This window comes from Paenarthrobacter sp. YJN-5, assembly GCF_015040095.1.
Taxonomy (GTDB): domain Bacteria; phylum Actinomycetota; class Actinomycetes; order Actinomycetales; family Micrococcaceae; genus Arthrobacter; species Arthrobacter ureafaciens.
The window spans coordinates 961,547-978,806 of record NZ_CP053544.1; the positions used below are offsets into that span (position 1 = coordinate 961,547).

Consider the following 17,260-nt stretch of genomic DNA (forward strand, 5'->3'; position numbering starts at 1 on the left):
GACTTGTATCATAAATTCAATGAGAAAACGCTTTCTCACCACAGTGGATCAAAGAGGATCGGAGACTACAGTGCCGTTATTTCCAAAGGGTGGAGCAGTCGCCCGCGCAGCATCGCCGGAGACGCCTGCGCAGGAGCCCAAGGCCAGGAAGTCCGGGCGCAAACTTCGCGCCTCCGCCATTATCGCAGCCACGGCGGCAGCCGTCCTGGCCCTCAGCGCCTGTGGTGGAGGGTCGGAGGCCAAGAGTGCCGATGGCAAGGTGGAGCTTCGCTTCTCCTGGTGGGGAGGGGACAAGCGCGCACAGCTGACCCAGGAAGCCATCAAGGCCTTCGAAGCGGAGAACCCGAATATCACCATCAAGGCCGAATACGGCGACTGGTCCGGCTACTGGGACAAGCTCGCCACCCAGGTGGCGGCCAACGACGCCCCGGACATCATCCAGATGGACGAAAAGTACATCACCGAATACTCCAGCCGCGGTGCGTTGCTTGACCTTTCCAAGTACCAGATCGATACTTCCAAGCTCGATGAAGCGGCCCTGAATGCGGGCAAGGGTCCCAAGGGCCTCACCGGCATTGCCGCCGGCATCAACGCCGCAACCATCCTCGCCAACCCGGCCGTCTTCAAGGCCGCCGGCGTGGAGCTCCCGGATGACAAGACCTGGACCTGGGATGACTTCGAGCGCATCGCCGCCGAGGTTACCGAGAAGTCCCCCAAGGGCACCTACGGTGCAGCAGCCTACGGCACTGACGAAGCGTCGCTCGGCGTGTGGCTGCGCCAAAACGGCAAGTCCCTCTACACCGAAGACGGCAAGCTCGGCTTCGAGCCGTCCGACATCGCCGGCTACTGGGACAACCTGAAGAAGTTGAGCGAGAAGAAGGCTGTACCGTCGGCGTCGGAAATCATCGAAGCTGAAGCCGCACCGCTGGACCAGAGCGGACTGGCAACCGGCAAGAACGGCATGGCCTTCTGGTGGTCCAACCAGCTGCCTGCCTTGGAGAAGGCATCCGGCGGCGAGCTGGAGATCCTCCGCTTCCCGTCCAAGACCGGCAAGGCGGAGGATGTTGGGCTCTGGTACAAGGCTTCACAGTTCTGGTCTGCCTCATCGCGGACCAAGCACCCCGAAGAGGCCGCCAAGTTCATCGACTTCCTGACCAACAACGTCAAGGCCGGCGAGATCCTCCTGGCTGACCGCGGTGTGTACCCGAACTCGGATGTCCGCGAGGCGATCAAGACCAAGCTGGCTCCCGCGGACACCAAGGTGGTGGACTTCATCAGCGAGATCCAGCCGGAGCTTGGTGAAGCTCCCGCCGCTCCGCCGAAGGGCGCCGGTGCCATTCAGGAGATCATCAAGCGCTACACCTCAGAGGTCCTGTTCAACAGGCTCTCCACCGAGGAAGCCGGCAAGAAGGCTTCGGATGAGATGAAGTCCGCGATCGGGGCCTAGCTCCACCGCATCCCTCAGCGCAACCCCTCAGCGCCCCGGGTGAATCGTAAAGATTCGCCCGGGGCGCTTTCGCGTCCCCAGCCCCAACTAATACGAAAGTAGTGGTGGGTTAGGCGGCGGTGACCGGGGTGATGGTGACGTCGTAGCCGAGGTTGTTGAGTTGTTTTATGGCGCGGTTCTTGGCTTTGGTCGGGTTGATGCGGGTGTAGTGGTCGGCGCCGGGGTCGTTGTAGATTTCTCCGGTGCTGAGCATGTGCCAGGCTGCGGTGAGGATCGAATGTTCGACGGCGACGAGGGCTTTGTTGCGTCCGGCGCGGGTTGTGATGCGCCGGTATTTCGCGGCGAGGTAGGTGTTTTTGGATCGTGTGGCGGACATGGCCGCGGTGCCGAGCGCTGCTTTGAGGTATTTGTTCCCGGGCATGATGTGGCTGGATTTGATGTGTCCGGCGGATTCGTTGGCGCTGGGACAGACCCCTGCCCAGGACGCGAGCCGGCCCGGGGTTTGGAAGACTGCCATGTCCGCCCCGGTTTCGGCGATGATCACTTCGGCGACGCGGTGGGAGACTCCGGGGATGGTGGCCAGGGCTTCCCTGGCGTCACGAAAGGGTTCCATCGCCTCCTCGATCCGTGTCGTGAGGGTATCGATGGTTCGGGTGTGGGCGTCGATCTGGTCCAGGTGCAGCCTGGCCATGAAGGCATGGTGTGGTTTGAACCGGCCGGTCAGGGCGTCGACGAGGGCCGGGATTTTCGAACGCAGCATTCCGCGGGCCATTCCGGCCAGGACTTCGGGGTTCCGTTCACCGTTGATGAGGGCTTCGAGCATGTCCCGGGAGGAGACTCCGGTCAGGTCCGAAACGACGGAGGAAAGTTTGATTCCGGAGCTTTCAAGGAACTTCTCCAACCTGAGGATCTCCCGGGCCCGGTCGCGGGTCGCGATGGCGCGCGCCCGGGTCAGGTCCCGTAGCTCGCGGATGGGTTCGGGCGGCACGAACGAGGCCCGCAGGAGCCCGTGCGCGGCCAGTTGGGCCAGCCAGGCGGCGTCGGAGACATCGGTTTTGCGTCCAGGGATGTTCCGGGCAGCTTTGGCGTTGACGAGCATCACGGGCAGGGTTTCTTCGAGCAGGTAGAAGAACGGTTTCCAGTAGTCGCTGGTCGCTTCCATCACCACCACGGTGACATGTTCGCGTTCGAGGAACTCCCGCAGTTCCAAGATCTGATGCGTGGTCGCGCCCCAGGTCGTGACCTTTGAGGTGTAGGTCCCGGCCCTGGCGCCTGGGATCCGCACGCAGACCTTCGCGTCGCGTTTGGAGATATCCATCCCCGCGGCCCGTTCATTAACGATGTCCATCTTCTTCCCTCCAACACTGTTTGACGGTGATGACAGTGTCTGTCTCGGGGAGGACTGGGAATATTCAGGAATCTAATACTCGTGCTCAAGGGCAACAATCCACGGTTCCCGTGGAGGTCCTCCACACCACGCTGGGTCACGGACTCGCGGCACCAAGTTGGGTCGGCGTTCACCGAGACGGACAGCCCAATGATCTACCCGGAAGGCCAGAGTCCGCCAGAGCCCTGGCGAGCCACCCCGTACACTTTCCCGGCCCCACGGCGCGCCAGCGGCGCTCACACGCTGGGTCGCATTAGAGCGGGTTGAGAACGTTCAAAATGCGCTCTGCTGCGACCTGCTTGGGTCAGTCTTCGGCAATGACGGCCACGGCTCCGGCAGGCACCACGCCCGTGAAGCGCTGGCCGCCCAGCAGCTCCACGCCGTCGGACTTCACCGCCACGTCCTCCCGGCTGTGGTTGATGGCGAACAGGAAGCTGCGGCCGTCCGCGGAGCGGCGGCGGACAAGCTCGACGGCGGCAGAGGCTTCCGCTGCCGAGGTCACCTTTGCCTCCTCCAGCAACCGCGCGGTGAGTGCATCGACGCCGTCCGCATCCGGGAGGGTCGCGAGGTACCAGGCCGAGCCGGCGCCCGTGGCCCGGCGGGTCACGGCAGGTACGCCCTCGAGCGGGTAGTGCGTGAACGTGGAAAGGACCTCGGTGGCTTCGAGCGCCTGTACCTGTTCGCTCCATACCGAGCCGGAGGTTCCATCGCTCAAGGTCACCGGCGTGCCGGGGAAGAGCGGGTGGAACTCCTCGGTCCGGATTCCCAGCAGTTCCCGGAACGCGCCCGGGTAGCCGCCCAACCGGATGTGATCGCGTTCGTCCACGATCCCGCTGAAGTAGCTGATGAGGACGGTTGCTCCATCGCTTGCTGCGGCGGCGATGGACCCGGCGGCTTCGTCCGTAACCGAGTACAGCGTGCAAACGAGGATGAGGTCGTAACCGCCCAGGTCCGAGGAGGGGTGGACAAAGTCGACGGTCACGCCGCGCAGGTACAGGGCGCGGTGGAATGCCCGCATCGTGTCCAGGTATTTGACGCCTTGGCTGGGGTGCGAGTCGAGTTCGGAAGCCCACCAGACCTCGTAATCGAAGACGATGGCAACGCGCGAATCAACGCGCGAACCCTTGACCGGCTCCAGCCTGCGCAGGGCGTCCCCGAGGTCCACCACGTTGCGCCAGACCTGGGTGTTGCGGCCGCCGTGCGGCACCATGGCCGAGTGGAATTTCTCCGAACCGGCCTTGCTTTGGCGCCATTGGAAGAACATGACGGCGTCCGCCCCGCGCGCGACGTGGGCCAGTGAGTTGCGCAGCATTTCGCCGGGCATCTTGGGTTGGTTGTAGGGCTGCCAGTTCACGGCCGACGTCGAATGTTCCATGAGGATCCATGGGTTGCCGCCGGCGACGCCGCGGGTCAGGTCGGCGCTGAAGGCGAGTTCGATTTCCCGTTCGGGATCGGCGGCCACCAGGTAGTGGTCGTTGGCGATGACATCCATGTCCTTGGCCCAGTCGAAGTAGTCCAGGGTTTTGGTTGCGCTGGAGACCATGAAGTTGGTGGTTGCCGGGACATCGGGGGTGACCTCGCGAAGAACGGCCAGCAGCTCGCGGTAGTAGTCCATGAAGGCCCGGGAGTTGAAGCGTGCGAAGTCCAGTTGCTGGCCCGGGTTGAGCGTGGTGGGGGCCAGACCCGGCGGGATGATCTCGTCGAAGGATGCGTAGTGCTGGGACCAGAAGGCTGTGCCCCACGCTTCGTTCAACGCATCGATGCTGCCGTAGCGGCGCTCAAGCCACAGGCGGAAAGCGGCTGCATCCTCCTCGCCGTAGAACTCGCCGACATGGCAGCCCAGTTCGTTGTCGACGTGCCACAGTGCCAGCGCCGGGTGGTCCTTGTAGCGTTCGGCGATCACCCGCGTCATGGCCGTGGCGTACCGGCGGTACACCGACGACGACGGCGAGTAGTGCCGTCGCGAGCCCCGTTCCAGCCGGGTTCCTTCCGCAGTGACGGGAAGGATTTCGGGATGCTTGCGGGCAAGCCATGCCGGGGGAGAAGCGGTGGCGGTGGCGAGGGCCACCTTGATGCCCGCGCCGTGGAGATTGTCCAGGACATCATCGAGCCAGGCGAAGTCGTAATTGCCTTCGCTTGGCTCAAGGAGGCCCCAGGAAAAGATGGCAACGCTCAGCAGGTTGACGCCGGCCTCTTTCATCAGATCGATGTCTTCGAGCCGGACGTGTTCGGGCCACTGTTCGGGGTTGTAATCACCGCCGTACCCAAGCCCGGGGCCGCTGCTCCAAACGGACGGACCGCGTGGTGTTTCAGGTGAAAGCAAGGGGACTCCTTCGTCGATTCTGCGGTGCTGGCAGGGATATGCGGGGCATGGTGCGGCCGGAAACCTGAAAACCACCCTTCTTGGAAAACGCTTGCCCAGATCTCCGATTGGGGCTATTGTATCGTTTCAGAAAGAGTGTAAGCGAGATCACTGCCACGTTGGACGGATCACATGGGGCTTGCACCGACTGAGCAAGGAGGCTCTCATGATCAACAGAAGGAATTTCCTCACCACGGTGGCCATGGGCGCGGCATCGGCTGCGTTCCTCGCCGCCTGCGGGCAGTCTTCGTCGGCGGGACAGACCGGTTCTGCCGAGAATCCGGTGACCATCACCTATACGTGGTGGGGCAACGACGACCGTGCAGAGCGCACCCGCAAAGCCATAGCGCTGTTCGAGTCCAAGAACCCGGACATCAAGGTCAACGGCAACTTCACCGACTTCAACGGGTACTGGCAAAAGCGTGCCACGGAAGCCGCAGGCGGCGGTTTGCCGGATGTCATGCAGTGGGATTTGTCCTACCTGCGCGACTACGGCCAGCGCAACCAGCTCCTGGACCTCAGTACGGTCAAGATCAACACCGACGCCTTTGACAAGTCCCTTCTTCCCTCCGGGCAGATCCGCGGCAAGACCTTCGGTATCCCCACCAGCACCAACGCCTTCGCCGTCTACTACGACCCCGCAAAGCTCAAGTCCCTGGGCATCGCGGAACCGGACGGAAGCTGGAACTACAAGGAATTCAACGCCTTCCTCACGGAGGTCGGCTCCAAGGGCAACGGCACGCTGTTCGGTGGTACCGACTACACCGGGGTGTGGTGGAACTTCAACATCTGGCTGCGTCAGAACAACATCCAAGCCTTCACCGATGAAGGCAAACTGGGCTTCTCCAAGGACGACCTCAAGAAGTGGTGGAACCTGGCCGCCGACCTCCGCGGCACCGGGGCCATTGTGGGCGAGGACAAGGTGACCCAGTTGCTGCCGAAGTCTCCCTTTGGCTCCAATGTCACGGCAACCGAGGTCACGTGGGACAACTTCATGGCCGGATACCTCGCTGACAGCGGTGCCAAGGAACTGAAACTGGTTCCTGTTCCGTCGGACGATCCGGACAACCTGGGGCTCTTCCTCAAGCCCTCCATGCTCATGGTTGCCAGCGCGAAGACCAAGTACAAGGACGCAGCCGCCCGCTTCATCGACTTCATGGTCAACGACCCCGAGGTGGGGCAGATCTTCAAGACCTCCCGCGGTGTTCCGGCGTCGAAGACCCAGCGCGACGGCACCACGTTCGAAGGCACGGACAAGCTGGTGGTGGATTACGAGAAGTCCATCGAGAAGTACCTCAAAGATGCTCCCGAGCCGCCGATCGTCGGTTTCGGCACCTTGGAGACTTCCTTCAAGCGCATCAGTTCTGAACTGAACTACGGCAAGCTGACCGTGGACAGTGCCGCAGACGCGTGGTTCAAGGAAGCCGAAGACCTCATCAAGCAGAACGCCTGATACAGGCTTTCCCCAACCAACGGACGTAACTCGTGACTCAAAGCCCAACCCTGAGCAGGCGCCCCCGGACGTCCGCCGCCCCGCAACCGCGCAAGTCGCGGCGGCGCGGCGCGGATGCCCGCGCCGGCTACACGTTCCTTTTGCCCTGGTTGCTCGGATTCATCGCCCTCACCGTAGGGCCCATGATTTCCTCGCTCTACCTCTCCTTTACCAACTACAACCTCTTCGAAGCTCCCAAGTGGATAGGCTTTGACAATTACGCCACCCTTTTCCAGGACGAGCGCTTCCTGCAATCGGTGGGAGTGACCCTGAGCTACGTGGTCTTCGGTACCCCGTTGAAGCTCGCAGCCGCTTTGGCGATCGCCATGCTGCTCAACAGCAAGCGCAAGGGCCAGGGCTTCTACCGTTCAGCGTTCTACGCTCCCTCCCTGATCGGCGCGTCGGTCTCGATCGCCATCGTCTGGAAAGCCATGTTCGGTGACTCGGGACCCGTGGATCAGGGGTTGTCCTTCTTCGGGATCAACCTGGGCGGCTGGGTGGGCAACCCGTCCATGACGATGCCCATGATGATCCTGCTCACCGTCTGGCAGTTCGGTGCTCCGATGGTCATCTTCCTGGCCGGTCTCAAGCAGATCCCGGCGGATCTCTATGAGGCAGCGTCCATGGACGGTGCCGGGCCGGTGCGGAAGTTCTTCAACATCACCTGGCCCATGCTGTCGCCGGTGATCTTCTTCAACCTGCTGATGGAAACCATCCACGCGTTCCAGATCTTCGCCTCGGCCTACATCATCTCCAACGGTGAAGGAGGGCCTGCCGGCTCCACCCTTTTCTACACGCTCTACCTTTACCTGCGCGGCTTCAGCGATTTCCGGATGGGCTACGCCTCGGCGATGGCCTGGCTCCTGGTGATCGTGGTCGGCGTGATCACGCTGATCTTCTTCAAGACGTCCAAGCAGTGGGTCCACTACAGCGGTGATTCAAAATGACAACAACGGCAACTCCCATGCAGTCAGCACCTGCGCCCGCGCCGGCTCCCGCCTACAACCCCAAGTCGGAATCCGGAACGGCAAAGCGCGTCAAGAGCATCATCTTCCACGTTGTTGCCCTGGCGCTGGTAGCGATCGTGCTGTATCCGGCTTTGTGGATGATTGCCTCATCCTTCAAGCCCAATTCGGAGATCGGCGGCGGCAACACAGCCCTGTGGTCCGCCAACTTCAGCTTCGACAACTTCATCACCGCCATGGACGGGATCGGCGGGGTCAGCACGCTGACGTTCTTCACCAACTCGTTGGTCCTGGCCGTCGGGGCGGTGGTGGGAACCATCCTCTCCGCCAGTGTTTCCGCCTACGCGTTCGCCCGGATCAACTTCCCGGGGCGCGGCTTGTTCTTCGGCATGATGATTGCCACCCTGCTGCTGCCCTTCCACGTGGTGATCATTCCGCAGTACATCGTGTTCCAGCAGTTGGGCCTGGTGGATACGTACGTGCCGTTGCTGATCGGCAAGTTCCTCGCAGCCGATGCCTTCTTCGTCTTCCTGATGGTGCAGTTCATGCGGAACCTGCCTGCTGAACTGGACGAAGCAGCGCGCATCGACGGTGCCGGGCATGTGCGGATCTTCGGCTCGATCATGCTCCCGCTGATGAAGCCGGCACTGATTTCCACGTCCATCTTCTCCTTCATCTGGAGCTGGAACGACTTCCTGGGTCCGCTGCTGTACCTCAACACCCCGGAAAAGTATCCGCTCCCGCTCGCTTTGCGGTTGTTCGTGGACCAGACACAGTCCTCCGACTACGGCGCAATGATTGCCATGTCGGTCCTCGCCCTGCTGCCGGTGCTGGTGTTCTTCCTGATCTTCCAGCGCTACATCGTCGAAGGCGTTTCAACCCAAGGCCTCAAGGGCTAGGAGAAGGCACATGAGCATCATGGACACCACTGGACAGTCTCCGGACAAGCCGGGAATCCCGGTCAACCGCTTTGCCCTCTTTTCCGAAGCCATCCTCGCCGGCGTCATAGTGCTCCTGTTGTCCCTGCCGTTGGTGACGTTGCCCGCGGCCTATGCTGCCGGCGTCGCGCACCTCGAGAGGCACCTCAGCGGCAGGGACGATTCCCTCAAGACCCTGTGGCGGAACTTCCGCCTGGCACTGCCCGGCAGCTGGAAGTTCGGGACCACGACGGCGGCAGCCGGCGTCGTCATTGTCCTGAACCTGCTGCTCGCACTGGTGGGGCAACTGCCGGGACGCTCGCTGATCCTGCCGGCGACAGTCGCGCTGGCCGCCGTGGGCGCCGTCCTGCTGCTGAGGATCGCCGCGGGTTGGAGCGGCCGGGAAGAGATTGCAGGCCGGGACCGCTGGGCAGCCGCGTACGCGAACGCCAAGGAAGAAATGCTGCGCGACTGGTCGGGCACGCTGCTGCTGCTTGCTGCGGTGGGCATGGCCGTGGTGTTCGTGTGGATGCTTCAGGCCCTCTTTGTGATCGTCCCCGGAACGCTGGTCCTCGCTGCAGCCGCCATCAAGATCCGATCCCGCTCATAGGAGCTGACCCCAGCCTTGCCGCCGCGCCCGTTTTCCCAGCGCTCCACTTCCCGACGTCCTGCTCCAACCGCTCCTGATCCGGAGACGTGGCACTACCCGCTCCGGCAGCACAACTACCGCATCTTCATTGCACTGACGCTGGCCGGCAGCGGCGGCGTCTGGATGCAACGGCTCGCGCAGGATTGGCTGGTCCTGCAGCTAACCGGAAGCCCCGCAGCGGTGGGGCTGGCCGTGGCGCTCCAATTCCTGCCCATGCTGGTGGTGGGTCCGCTCAGCGGCGTGCTGGTGGATCTCTTTCCCAAACGCCGGATCCTGTTGGCCTGCCAATCGGTGGCAACGGTGCTGGCAGCGGGACTGGCCGCTTGGAGCGCAACCGGCGGAACCGACGTCGGCGTTGTCTACGCCAGCTGCATCATCCTTGGCGTCACCAGCGCCATCGACGGGCCCGCACGGCAGGTCTTCGTCAACGAGGTAGTCGGGGACCGGGGCCTGCCCGCAGCGATAGGGCTCAACAGCGCCATAGGACAGCTCGGTGCAATGCTGGGGCCCGCCCTTGCCGGCGTCGTGATCGCCCAGGCCGGACCGGCGGCGGCGTTTGCGGCCAATGCGGGTATTGGGGTCGCGGTCCTGGCCATGATCGCGGCGATCCGGCCGGCAGAGTTGCACCACGGTGCCGACAACCACAACCCGCTCCCGCGCACCAACGGCCGGGGGCAGATCCTGGCCGGTTTCCATTTTGTGTGTGCCCGTCCGCCGCTCCTCCTCACCATGATCCTGGCCGGGCTGATGGGTGCGTTCGGGATGAACGGGCCTGTGGTGCTGGCCGCGTTCGCTGACCGGGTGTGGCACAGCGGGCCCGCGGGTTTCGGCCTTTTCAACACGGTCAGCGCCTTGGGAGCGCTGACGGGGGCGTTGCTGGCTACACGGATCAAGCGCTTCGGCCGCAAGGGAATCGTGGCCAGCGCCGGGCTGTTCGGCCTGTCCCAGTTGCTGGCGGCCCTGATGCCCACCCAGGAATCATTCGTTGTGATGCTGGTGGTGGTGGGCTTTATGACCCTGTTGTTCCTGACAAGTGCCGCTACTGCGGTGCAGCTGGAGGCAGGATCACACGTCCGGGGCAGGGTGCTGGCACTGTACTTTCCCCTCCTGCTGGGTGGGCATGCCGTGGGCGGCTTGCTGGCCGGATGGCTGACGGAGGAGTTCGGCGTTCGCACCGGACTGGTGGTCACGGGCGGACTGGGGATGGCCTCCGCCGTGGTGGTTGCCGTGCTGCTGCGCAGGCGCTCGCGAGCCTAGGCGACCAAGCCTTCGATCTCCTCTGGCGTCAGCGTTCCATCGCTGATCCAGACTGTGATGGTGCGGCTCAGGCTCTGGCCTGCAGCGACGTCCACCGGTGAATCCCAAGCCAAGGCCGAACCCACCGCCGGGTATTGGTGGAGGCGCACGAACCACGGATCCGGGGACTCGGCGGGCGCGCCGAACACCAGAGTCGCCTGGCCGCCGTCGAAATCCCCGGTCCACGCCAGCCACGGCGCCACCGAACCGTGCACCGCGGACTCGCCCTCGGCTGTGGAGGAGAAGACGCGGGCCGAACCGTTGGCGGGCAACCGCCAGAAGAAGCCGCCGTAGCCACTGCCGGCGGCGCCGTGCGAGCCCGGGCTGCCCAAGGAGCAATCAACGACGCCGGTCAGTTCGGTCCGGATGTCCAGTCGCCACGTGCGGTGGTCAATGGAAGTACGTGCAAAGCTCCGTTCTTCCCGGAGGAGAGTGGAACCGTCCGCGGCGATCCATTGCAGGTCCAGCGTGGTCTTGCCCGGTCCTCGATCGATGTTCTTGATGGCGATCCGGCCGTGGTCCTCGAGGTCCACGTACCTGCCGGCGCTGCGACGGTAGCTGCGGCCACCCCAGAAATTGGTGCCGTTGACGTCCTGGAGTGCGAACCCGGCACCGAGATGCCACACGTGGTCCACGGGCATGTGGTCGGTAACAACTGTTCCCGCGAGCGTGGAGACCGGGTGCAGATAGGGCCGCGCTGAAAGCTCGTTCCAGAGCGTTGAACCGCGTTGCAGGGAGGCCCCCGGGGAATCTGTGAAGAGTGGCTCTGTGCCGGTCGAGTCCCGGCAGGCCCAAGAGACCCCGAGCTCGGAGAACGTGGCGTGGGCTTTTGTGGCCCGTTCCAGGATCTCTTCGATCCCGGGAAGTACCGCGTGGGCCTGTTGGCCCGTTCCCACCCAGTTCACTTCATCGGACGGGATGGCGGTTGGTGGTTCAGCTGTTCGGATGGCTTCCAGGACCTTCATGAAGGCGCCGCTGTGATCCAGTGGGCTCAGAAGCGGCGTGCCTTCGGAAAGATGGTTCAGGAGATTCTCCGTGAGGTCGTCCCGTCCGAACTCCCGTGTTGTTTCGCCGGCCTCGGTGCGGACGGTCACGCGGTCCTCGGTGTAGTGGAACACCGCCGTTCCTTCAGTGCCGTGCAGGGTGACGTACGGTTCCACCGATTCTGAAGCGCAGAGCGTCAGGGCACAGGTGATCGGCAGCCCCTGGACGGTGCGCATGCGGATCACGGAGGTGTCGTCCGCTTCAATGTCGTTGGCCCGGTAAAGGTCGGTATCCACCGACTCCAGGTCGGCTGCGGTGCGGGCCCCGGCGATCCGCAGTGCCGTGGCAATGGCGTGGGCCAACGGGTTGGTTGCAACGCCATCCACCACGTCCACGCCATCCAGGCTACGTTTTCCGGCCCATCGTGACCGAGCGTAGTAGGCCCGGTCGCGCACCCAGCGGCCTGTAGCCGATATCCCTTTGAGCCTGCCGATCGACGGGAGGTCTGCGGTTGCTTCACCCTTGGCGAGCTGCTCCAGCGCCTTGAGGGCGTGGGAGCCAAGGCTCTGGAAGCCGATCTGGACACTCTTGCCGGCTTTCCCGGCAGCCTCCTGCAGGTGGAGGAAGTCCTTCATGGAAGCAACGGGAGGTTTCTCAAGGTAGAGGTGGGCCGAGGAAGCCAGCACGGACAAGGCAAGTGGTGCATGGGTCTGGATGGGGGTGGCAACAATGACGACGTCCGGCCTGTGGTCCGCGGCCAGGAGTGTGTCCAGCTCCGGATAGACAGCCGTTGTGCCGGGCAGGGTGCCGGCAGCGGGCGGGTTGGGGTCAGCCACCGCAACGAGGTCCACCAGTTTTTCGCCGCTGAGCCGTGCCAGATTGTGCAGGTGGTGTTCGCCGAATCCGTGGACGCCAACCAGTGCAACCCGGGCACTTCCGGAGGAGGCGGCGGGCACCTTCACGGACAAGGTTGGCGAATCGGTTGACGGCGTGCCCATGGGTCTCCTCTGGCGTTTCACAACAGCCGGCTGGACGAGGGGCGGATGACGCCATCGTCACGTCCGGGGTTGGGTAGGGCCTTCAGGTTATCGCCTTGGTACTAGTTGCGGCAAGCGCTTTCCCGCAGGCAGCCCTTGGAGCTGCGCTGAAGCTCCCGAGAAGATGTAACGATTCAAACAAACCCTTGACCGGCATAGTGGGACGCGGCTAGATTGCCTGAAACCGTTTACTTTGTGATGCCGCCCCCGCGGCTGCCAATTCTGCAACGATGGAGAAAGGGGGGAGTTCCATGCCGTCTGGCGGACTCGGATTCCGGGCTTACACCTTCTTCGACACACTCCTCTGGATCGCCTGCCTCAACATTTTCTGGATCACCTTCACCCTTCTGGGCGGGGTGGTGCTGGGTGTAGGTCCAAGCACAGCGGCTGCGCACATCCTGGTGCGCGACCGGGTTCGAGGAAACGCGGCGCCGCTGCTGAAGCGATTTGCGCGCGAGTACTTCAAGAACTTCCTCAACGGGAATCTGCTGGGCGTTCCGGTGCTGTTGGTTGCCGTTGCCTTGTTCCTGAACTGGAGCTACTTTTCGGCCGGCTGGGACCTTGGATCGCAGGTGGCATCCATGGCCGTTCTCCTGCTGGTCCTGTTCGCTGCGGGTGCCCTCTGCCACCTCTTCCCGATGTTTGCCCGCTACGAACTGACCATTCCCCAGTACTTCCTCATGTCTTCGCGCTTCGCCATGCGCCACCTGGCCGGGACGGCCATCCTGCTCTTCATGACGGCGGCGGCCGCGTTCGCGTGCCGCCAGGTTCCGGGGCTCATTCCGTTCTTTGGGGTCGGCGCCTGGCTGTACGTCACGGGCTGGTTGTGCGACCGCTTCTTCTCGGCCAATGACGACGCCGTTGCCCAGGGAAGCGCGGCCGCTGACGGTGCCGCTGAGGTGCTGGCGTCGCCGGCCGCCTCCGGAGCAGCGTCACGTGTGACCGCTGCCCGGCCTGCTCTTGCTGCCACCGCCACCACCGTGCCGGCAAGCAAGGAGGCCAGCCTTGCGTGACATCGGTCCCGATGTGCCGGTGATGCGGCCCGTTTTGTACCGGGCCCTCGATGTCGCCTCCTGGGATGCCGTGGGTGTAGTTCCCTCGCATGTCCCGCCTGGGCAAGCCATCCCCGGCCAGTCGCCAGGAGGGGATCTGAACACTCTGTCCGGCTCTGGCGACGACATTAATGAAACGTATCAAATTTTGGCGGGTACGCAGCTGTGGACCATCAAGCGGTTTCACGGCGGCCGAAGCCTGGAACTCCCGACGGACACCAACCCCGAAGAAGTGGAAAAGGAACATCATGAACCGTAGAAGATCAACGCTCGCAGCCGCCGTCGTTGTTTCCGCCGCACTGGCGCTGACCGCATGCGGCGGGGGTGAGCCCCAAGCCGCCGACATGAAGAGCATCAGCATCATGGCGCCATTCCTTGAGGCGCAGCCGCCTTCCTCCGATGGTGCGGTACAAAAGAAGCTCGAAGAGATGACCGGCAAGGACATCACTATCTCGTGGGCACCGAATGCCTCGTACGAAGACAAGATGAACATCACCCTGGCCTCCTCGGACATTCCACAGGTGCTGGTGGTCCAGAGCAAGTCCCCGGGCTTCGTGAAGAACGCCGAGGCCGGGGCGTTCTGGGACCTGACGGACAAGCTCAAGGATTACCCCAACCTCAAGACCACCTTCCCTGAAGTCCAACAGAACGCAAGCGTCAACGGAAAGGTTTACGGGGTGTTCCGGGCCCGCAACCCGATCCGTGCGGCTGTGATGTTCCGGCAGGACTGGCTGGACAAAGTCGGCATGAAGGCTCCTGAAACGGTGGAAGACCTCTACAAAGTTGCCAAGGCCTTCACCGAACAGGATCCGGACGGCAACGGCCAGAACGACACCTACGGAATCACCATCCCCAAATGGGGATCGCTGGGCACCAACAGCCCCTACGACCTGATGGAAACCTGGTTTGGCGCAGGCAACCGCTGGACGGAACGGGACGGCAAGCTGGTACCGAGCTTCGAAACGGACGAATTCCTCGAAGCCGACCGGTTCATCAAGAAGATGGTGGACGAGAAACTCATCAACCCGGATTTCGCCACCTTCGATCCCACCAAGTGGAACGAGCCGTTCTTCAACGGCAAGGGCGGAATCATCGTCGACGTCGACTCCCGGGTCAGCGTGCTGATCAACCTTTTCAAGCAAGCCAACCCTGCTGACTTCCAGAACAAAGTGGGCTTCGTGGGAAGCCTGAAGGGCCCGGACGGAGAACTGCACGCCCACCCCACGGACGGCTACTCGGGATTCCTGGCCATCCCCAAGTCCAGCGTCCGCACGGAAACTGAGCTGGATAATGTCCTGAAGTTCCTGGACACCATGAACAGCAAGGAAGCGGCCGTGCTGTTGAACAACGGCATCGAAGGCGTCAACTTCACGGTCCAGGACAACCTCGCTGCCAAGATCACGCCGGAGACTCCCGAAGGCAAAGAAATCAACACCGACGTCAAGAGCTACTCACAGCTTGGCACCAACGTCACCGGCAACAACTTCTACGACGTCAAGCAGGCCTCCGAGTACGAACAAAAAGTGTTCGAAGACCGCCAGAACGTGATGGCCGAAGACCTCAAGAGCGCCGTCTACAACCCGGCTGCCGCCTTCGTCTCGCCAACCTACGTTGCCAAGGGCGCCCAGCTGGACAACATCGTTGCCGACGCCCGCATCAAGTACCTCGCCGGCCAGATCGATGAGCAGGGCCTGAAGGACGCCATCAAGCTGTGGAACACCAGCGGCGGTGACAAGGTCAAGGAAGAAATCAACAAGCTCTGGCAGGAAAACAAGAAGTGACAGCGCCCGTCGTTGAGACCAAAGCTCCGGAGCGGGCGGCCACGCAGCCGCCCGCCCCGGTGCGGCGGCGCGGTTTTGCCGTCCACTTCGCCCACTACAAGTGGCTCTACCTGCTCCTGCTCCCCGGGCTCCTGTACTTTGCGATCTTCCGGTACGGACCCATGTACGGGGTGTCCATCGCCTTCAAGGACTACGTTCCTTTCCTCGGCGTCAACGGCAGCCCCTGGGTGGGAACGCAGCACTTCCAAGACTTCTTCGCGAACCCGGACTTTCCCCGGCTGCTCGGCAACACGCTGATCCTTGCCTTCCTCAACCTGGGCATCGCGTTCCCGCTGACCATCGTGCTGGCGCTGCTGCTCAATGAAGTCCGGCTCAGCATCCTCAAGCGCACGGTCCAGACCCTCGTCTACATTCCGCACTTTCTGTCCTGGACCATCGTCGCGTCCCTGAGTTTCCTGTTGTTCGCGCTGGACATCGGCCCGCTCTTCCAGTTCGTCAACGGACTCTTCGGCACCAACGTGGACATCCTCTCCGATCCCAACTGGTTCCGGCCGCTGATCGTGCTCCAGGAAATCTGGAAGAACACCGGCTGGGGAACCATCATCTTCCTCGCCGCGCTGGCAACCGTTGACCAGGACCAGTACGAGGCCGCAATCATCGATGGTGCCGGCCGCTTCCGGCGGGTGTGGCACATCACCCTCCCCGGCATCCGGTCCACGGTGATCGTGATGCTCATCCTGGCCATCGGGCAGATGCTCAACACCGGCTTCGAGCAGATCTACCTCATGACCAACGCACTCAACCGCAGCGTGGCCGATGTCTTCGATACCTACGTCTACTTTGTTGGCATCACCCAAGGCGCCTACAGCTACAGCACCGCCGTGGGGCTTTTCAAGTCGCTGGTGGGCATCGTGCTGATCTTCGGCACCAACTGGCTCTCAAAACGCTTCAACCAGAGCGGACTGTTCTAATGAAGATTCACAACACCCGAGGCGGGCGGATCTTCGACGCCGCCAACTACGTTTTCCTGTCGCTGGTGGGGATCGTCACCCTGCTGCCGTTCGTGTACGTCCTTGCCGGATCGTTCGCCTCCGAAGCGGAAATCACCAGGCGGCCGTTCTTCATCTGGCCTGAACAGTTCACGCTCGGTTCCTACGAGTACATCTTCTCCACGCCCGCGTTCACCAAGGCCCTGCTCACCACGGTGCTCGTGACCCTGGTGGGCACCCTGATCCAGCTCCTGCTGACGGTGACCATGGCCTACCCACTGGCCAAGCGCGGACTCCGGGGCCGGAAGCTGATCCTTTCCCTGGTGGTCTTTGCCATGGTCTTCTCCGGCGGAATGATCCCTACCTTCCTTCTGGTCAAGGACCTCGGCCTCCTGAACACATACTGGGCGTTGATCCTGCCGGCGGCCATCAACCCGTTCAGCCTGATCATCATCAAGAACTTCTTCCAGGAGCTACCCGGAGAACTGGAGGAGTCCGCCAAGATGGACGGCGCTACGGAGATTGGAATTCTCTGGCGCATCCTGCTGCCGTTGTCCAAGCCCGTGCTGGCCACGTTTGCCCTGTTCTACGCCGTCGGGATCTGGAACGACTTCATGTCTCCGTTGCTGTACCTCAGCGACAACAGTATGTGGACCCTGCAGATGTACCTCCGGCAAGTGACGGCGGCGTCGGACCTCCTGGGTACCGGCAATGTGGACCCCACCTACATCCCGCCCGAGCAAGGCGTGAAATTCGCGGTGATCGTTGTGGCCACCCTGCCCATCCTTATCTTCTATCCCTTCCTCCAGAAGCACTTCGCCAAGGGAATGCTGATCGGCTCAGTGAAGGGCTGAGGCTCACAAGGCTTGGCTCACAAGGCTCACAAGGCTCACACCAAAGGA

General features: G+C 62.8%; 14 protein-coding genes. 11 read left to right on the plus strand and 3 right to left on the minus strand.

Annotated elements, in window-relative coordinates; translation table 11 throughout:
- Positions 1 to 70 precede the first annotated feature (70 nt).
- Positions 71 to 1,447 carry an ABC transporter substrate-binding protein gene (locus tag HMI59_RS04620; protein WP_166187367.1) on the plus strand — a complete coding sequence of 459 codons (1,377 nt, stop codon included), beginning with the start codon at positions 71 to 73 and terminating at the stop codon, positions 1,445 to 1,447.
- 109 nt (positions 1,448 to 1,556) lie between these two features.
- Here HMI59_RS04620 and HMI59_RS04625 read toward each other — a convergent pair whose 3' ends face one another.
- The gene (locus HMI59_RS04625; RefSeq protein WP_166185223.1) at positions 1,557 to 2,795 is read right to left on the minus strand and encodes an IS110 family transposase; all 1,239 of its coding nucleotides are present in this window, start codon (positions 2,793 to 2,795) and stop codon (positions 1,557 to 1,559) included.
- Positions 2,796 to 3,138: 343 nt separating this feature from the next.
- The gene (locus tag HMI59_RS04630) at positions 3,139 to 5,157 is read right to left on the minus strand and encodes a beta-galactosidase (RefSeq protein WP_193592967.1); all 2,019 of its coding nucleotides are present in this window, start codon (positions 5,155 to 5,157) and stop codon (positions 3,139 to 3,141) included.
- 205 nt (positions 5,158 to 5,362) lie between these two features.
- Here HMI59_RS04630 and HMI59_RS04635 point away from each other — a divergent pair, with 205 nt between their 5' ends.
- The 5 genes from HMI59_RS04635 to HMI59_RS04655 are packed head-to-tail and all read left to right on the plus strand — an operon-like array spanning position 5,363 to position 10,476.
- Positions 5,363 to 6,649: an ABC transporter substrate-binding protein gene (locus tag HMI59_RS04635; RefSeq protein WP_021474332.1), complete on the plus strand. Its 1,287-nt coding sequence runs from the start codon at positions 5,363 to 5,365 to the stop codon at positions 6,647 to 6,649.
- 32 nt (positions 6,650 to 6,681) lie between these two features.
- Entirely contained in the window at positions 6,682 to 7,635 is a 954-nt protein-coding gene (locus HMI59_RS04640; protein WP_021474333.1) for a carbohydrate ABC transporter permease, read from the plus strand.
- Positions 7,632 to 8,552: a carbohydrate ABC transporter permease gene (locus HMI59_RS04645; protein ID WP_069695902.1), complete on the plus strand. Its 921-nt coding sequence runs from the start codon at positions 7,632 to 7,634 to the stop codon at positions 8,550 to 8,552. The genes HMI59_RS04640 and HMI59_RS04645 overlap by 4 nt, the downstream gene beginning before the upstream one ends.
- Positions 8,553 to 8,562: 10 nt before the next feature.
- Positions 8,563 to 9,180 carry a Poxvirus protein I5 gene (locus tag HMI59_RS04650; protein ID WP_370583566.1) on the plus strand — a complete coding sequence of 206 codons (618 nt, stop codon included), beginning with the start codon at positions 8,563 to 8,565 and terminating at the stop codon, positions 9,178 to 9,180.
- A 15-nt stretch (positions 9,181 to 9,195) separates the two neighbouring features.
- A complete protein-coding gene (locus HMI59_RS04655) occupies positions 9,196 to 10,476 on the plus strand; it encodes an MFS transporter (protein ID WP_193592968.1) in 1,281 nt (426 codons plus the stop codon).
- Here the strand turns inward: HMI59_RS04655 and HMI59_RS04660 are convergent.
- Positions 10,473 to 12,497: a DUF6807 family protein gene (locus tag HMI59_RS04660; protein WP_193592969.1), complete on the minus strand. Its 2,025-nt coding sequence runs from the start codon at positions 12,495 to 12,497 to the stop codon at positions 10,473 to 10,475. The two genes, HMI59_RS04655 and HMI59_RS04660, sit on opposite strands and share 4 nt — an antisense overlap.
- A gap of 290 nt (positions 12,498 to 12,787) precedes the next feature.
- On the opposite strand from HMI59_RS04660, the gene HMI59_RS04665 reads away from it, so the two are divergent.
- From HMI59_RS04665 to HMI59_RS04685, 5 genes are read left to right on the plus strand one after another with little or no spacing between them, the layout of a single operon-like run.
- The gene (locus HMI59_RS04665) at positions 12,788 to 13,549 is read left to right on the plus strand and encodes a YesL family protein (protein ID WP_193592970.1); all 762 of its coding nucleotides are present in this window, start codon (positions 12,788 to 12,790) and stop codon (positions 13,547 to 13,549) included.
- The gene (locus HMI59_RS04670) at positions 13,542 to 13,847 is read left to right on the plus strand and encodes a hypothetical protein (RefSeq protein ID WP_193592971.1); all 306 of its coding nucleotides are present in this window, start codon (positions 13,542 to 13,544) and stop codon (positions 13,845 to 13,847) included. The genes HMI59_RS04665 and HMI59_RS04670 overlap by 8 nt, the downstream gene beginning before the upstream one ends.
- The gene (locus HMI59_RS04675) at positions 13,837 to 15,369 is read left to right on the plus strand and encodes an extracellular solute-binding protein (protein WP_193592972.1); all 1,533 of its coding nucleotides are present in this window, start codon (positions 13,837 to 13,839) and stop codon (positions 15,367 to 15,369) included. Before HMI59_RS04670 ends, HMI59_RS04675 begins: the two co-directional genes overlap by 11 nt.
- Positions 15,366 to 16,340 carry a sugar ABC transporter permease gene (locus HMI59_RS04680; protein WP_166187355.1) on the plus strand — a complete coding sequence of 325 codons (975 nt, stop codon included), beginning with the start codon at positions 15,366 to 15,368 and terminating at the stop codon, positions 16,338 to 16,340. Before HMI59_RS04675 ends, HMI59_RS04680 begins: the two co-directional genes overlap by 4 nt.
- Complete coding sequence (locus HMI59_RS04685; RefSeq protein WP_021474343.1) at positions 16,340 to 17,212, plus strand: carbohydrate ABC transporter permease; 873 nt, start codon at positions 16,340 to 16,342, stop codon at positions 17,210 to 17,212. The genes HMI59_RS04680 and HMI59_RS04685 overlap by 1 nt, the downstream gene beginning before the upstream one ends.
- Positions 17,213 to 17,260 lie beyond the last annotated feature (48 nt).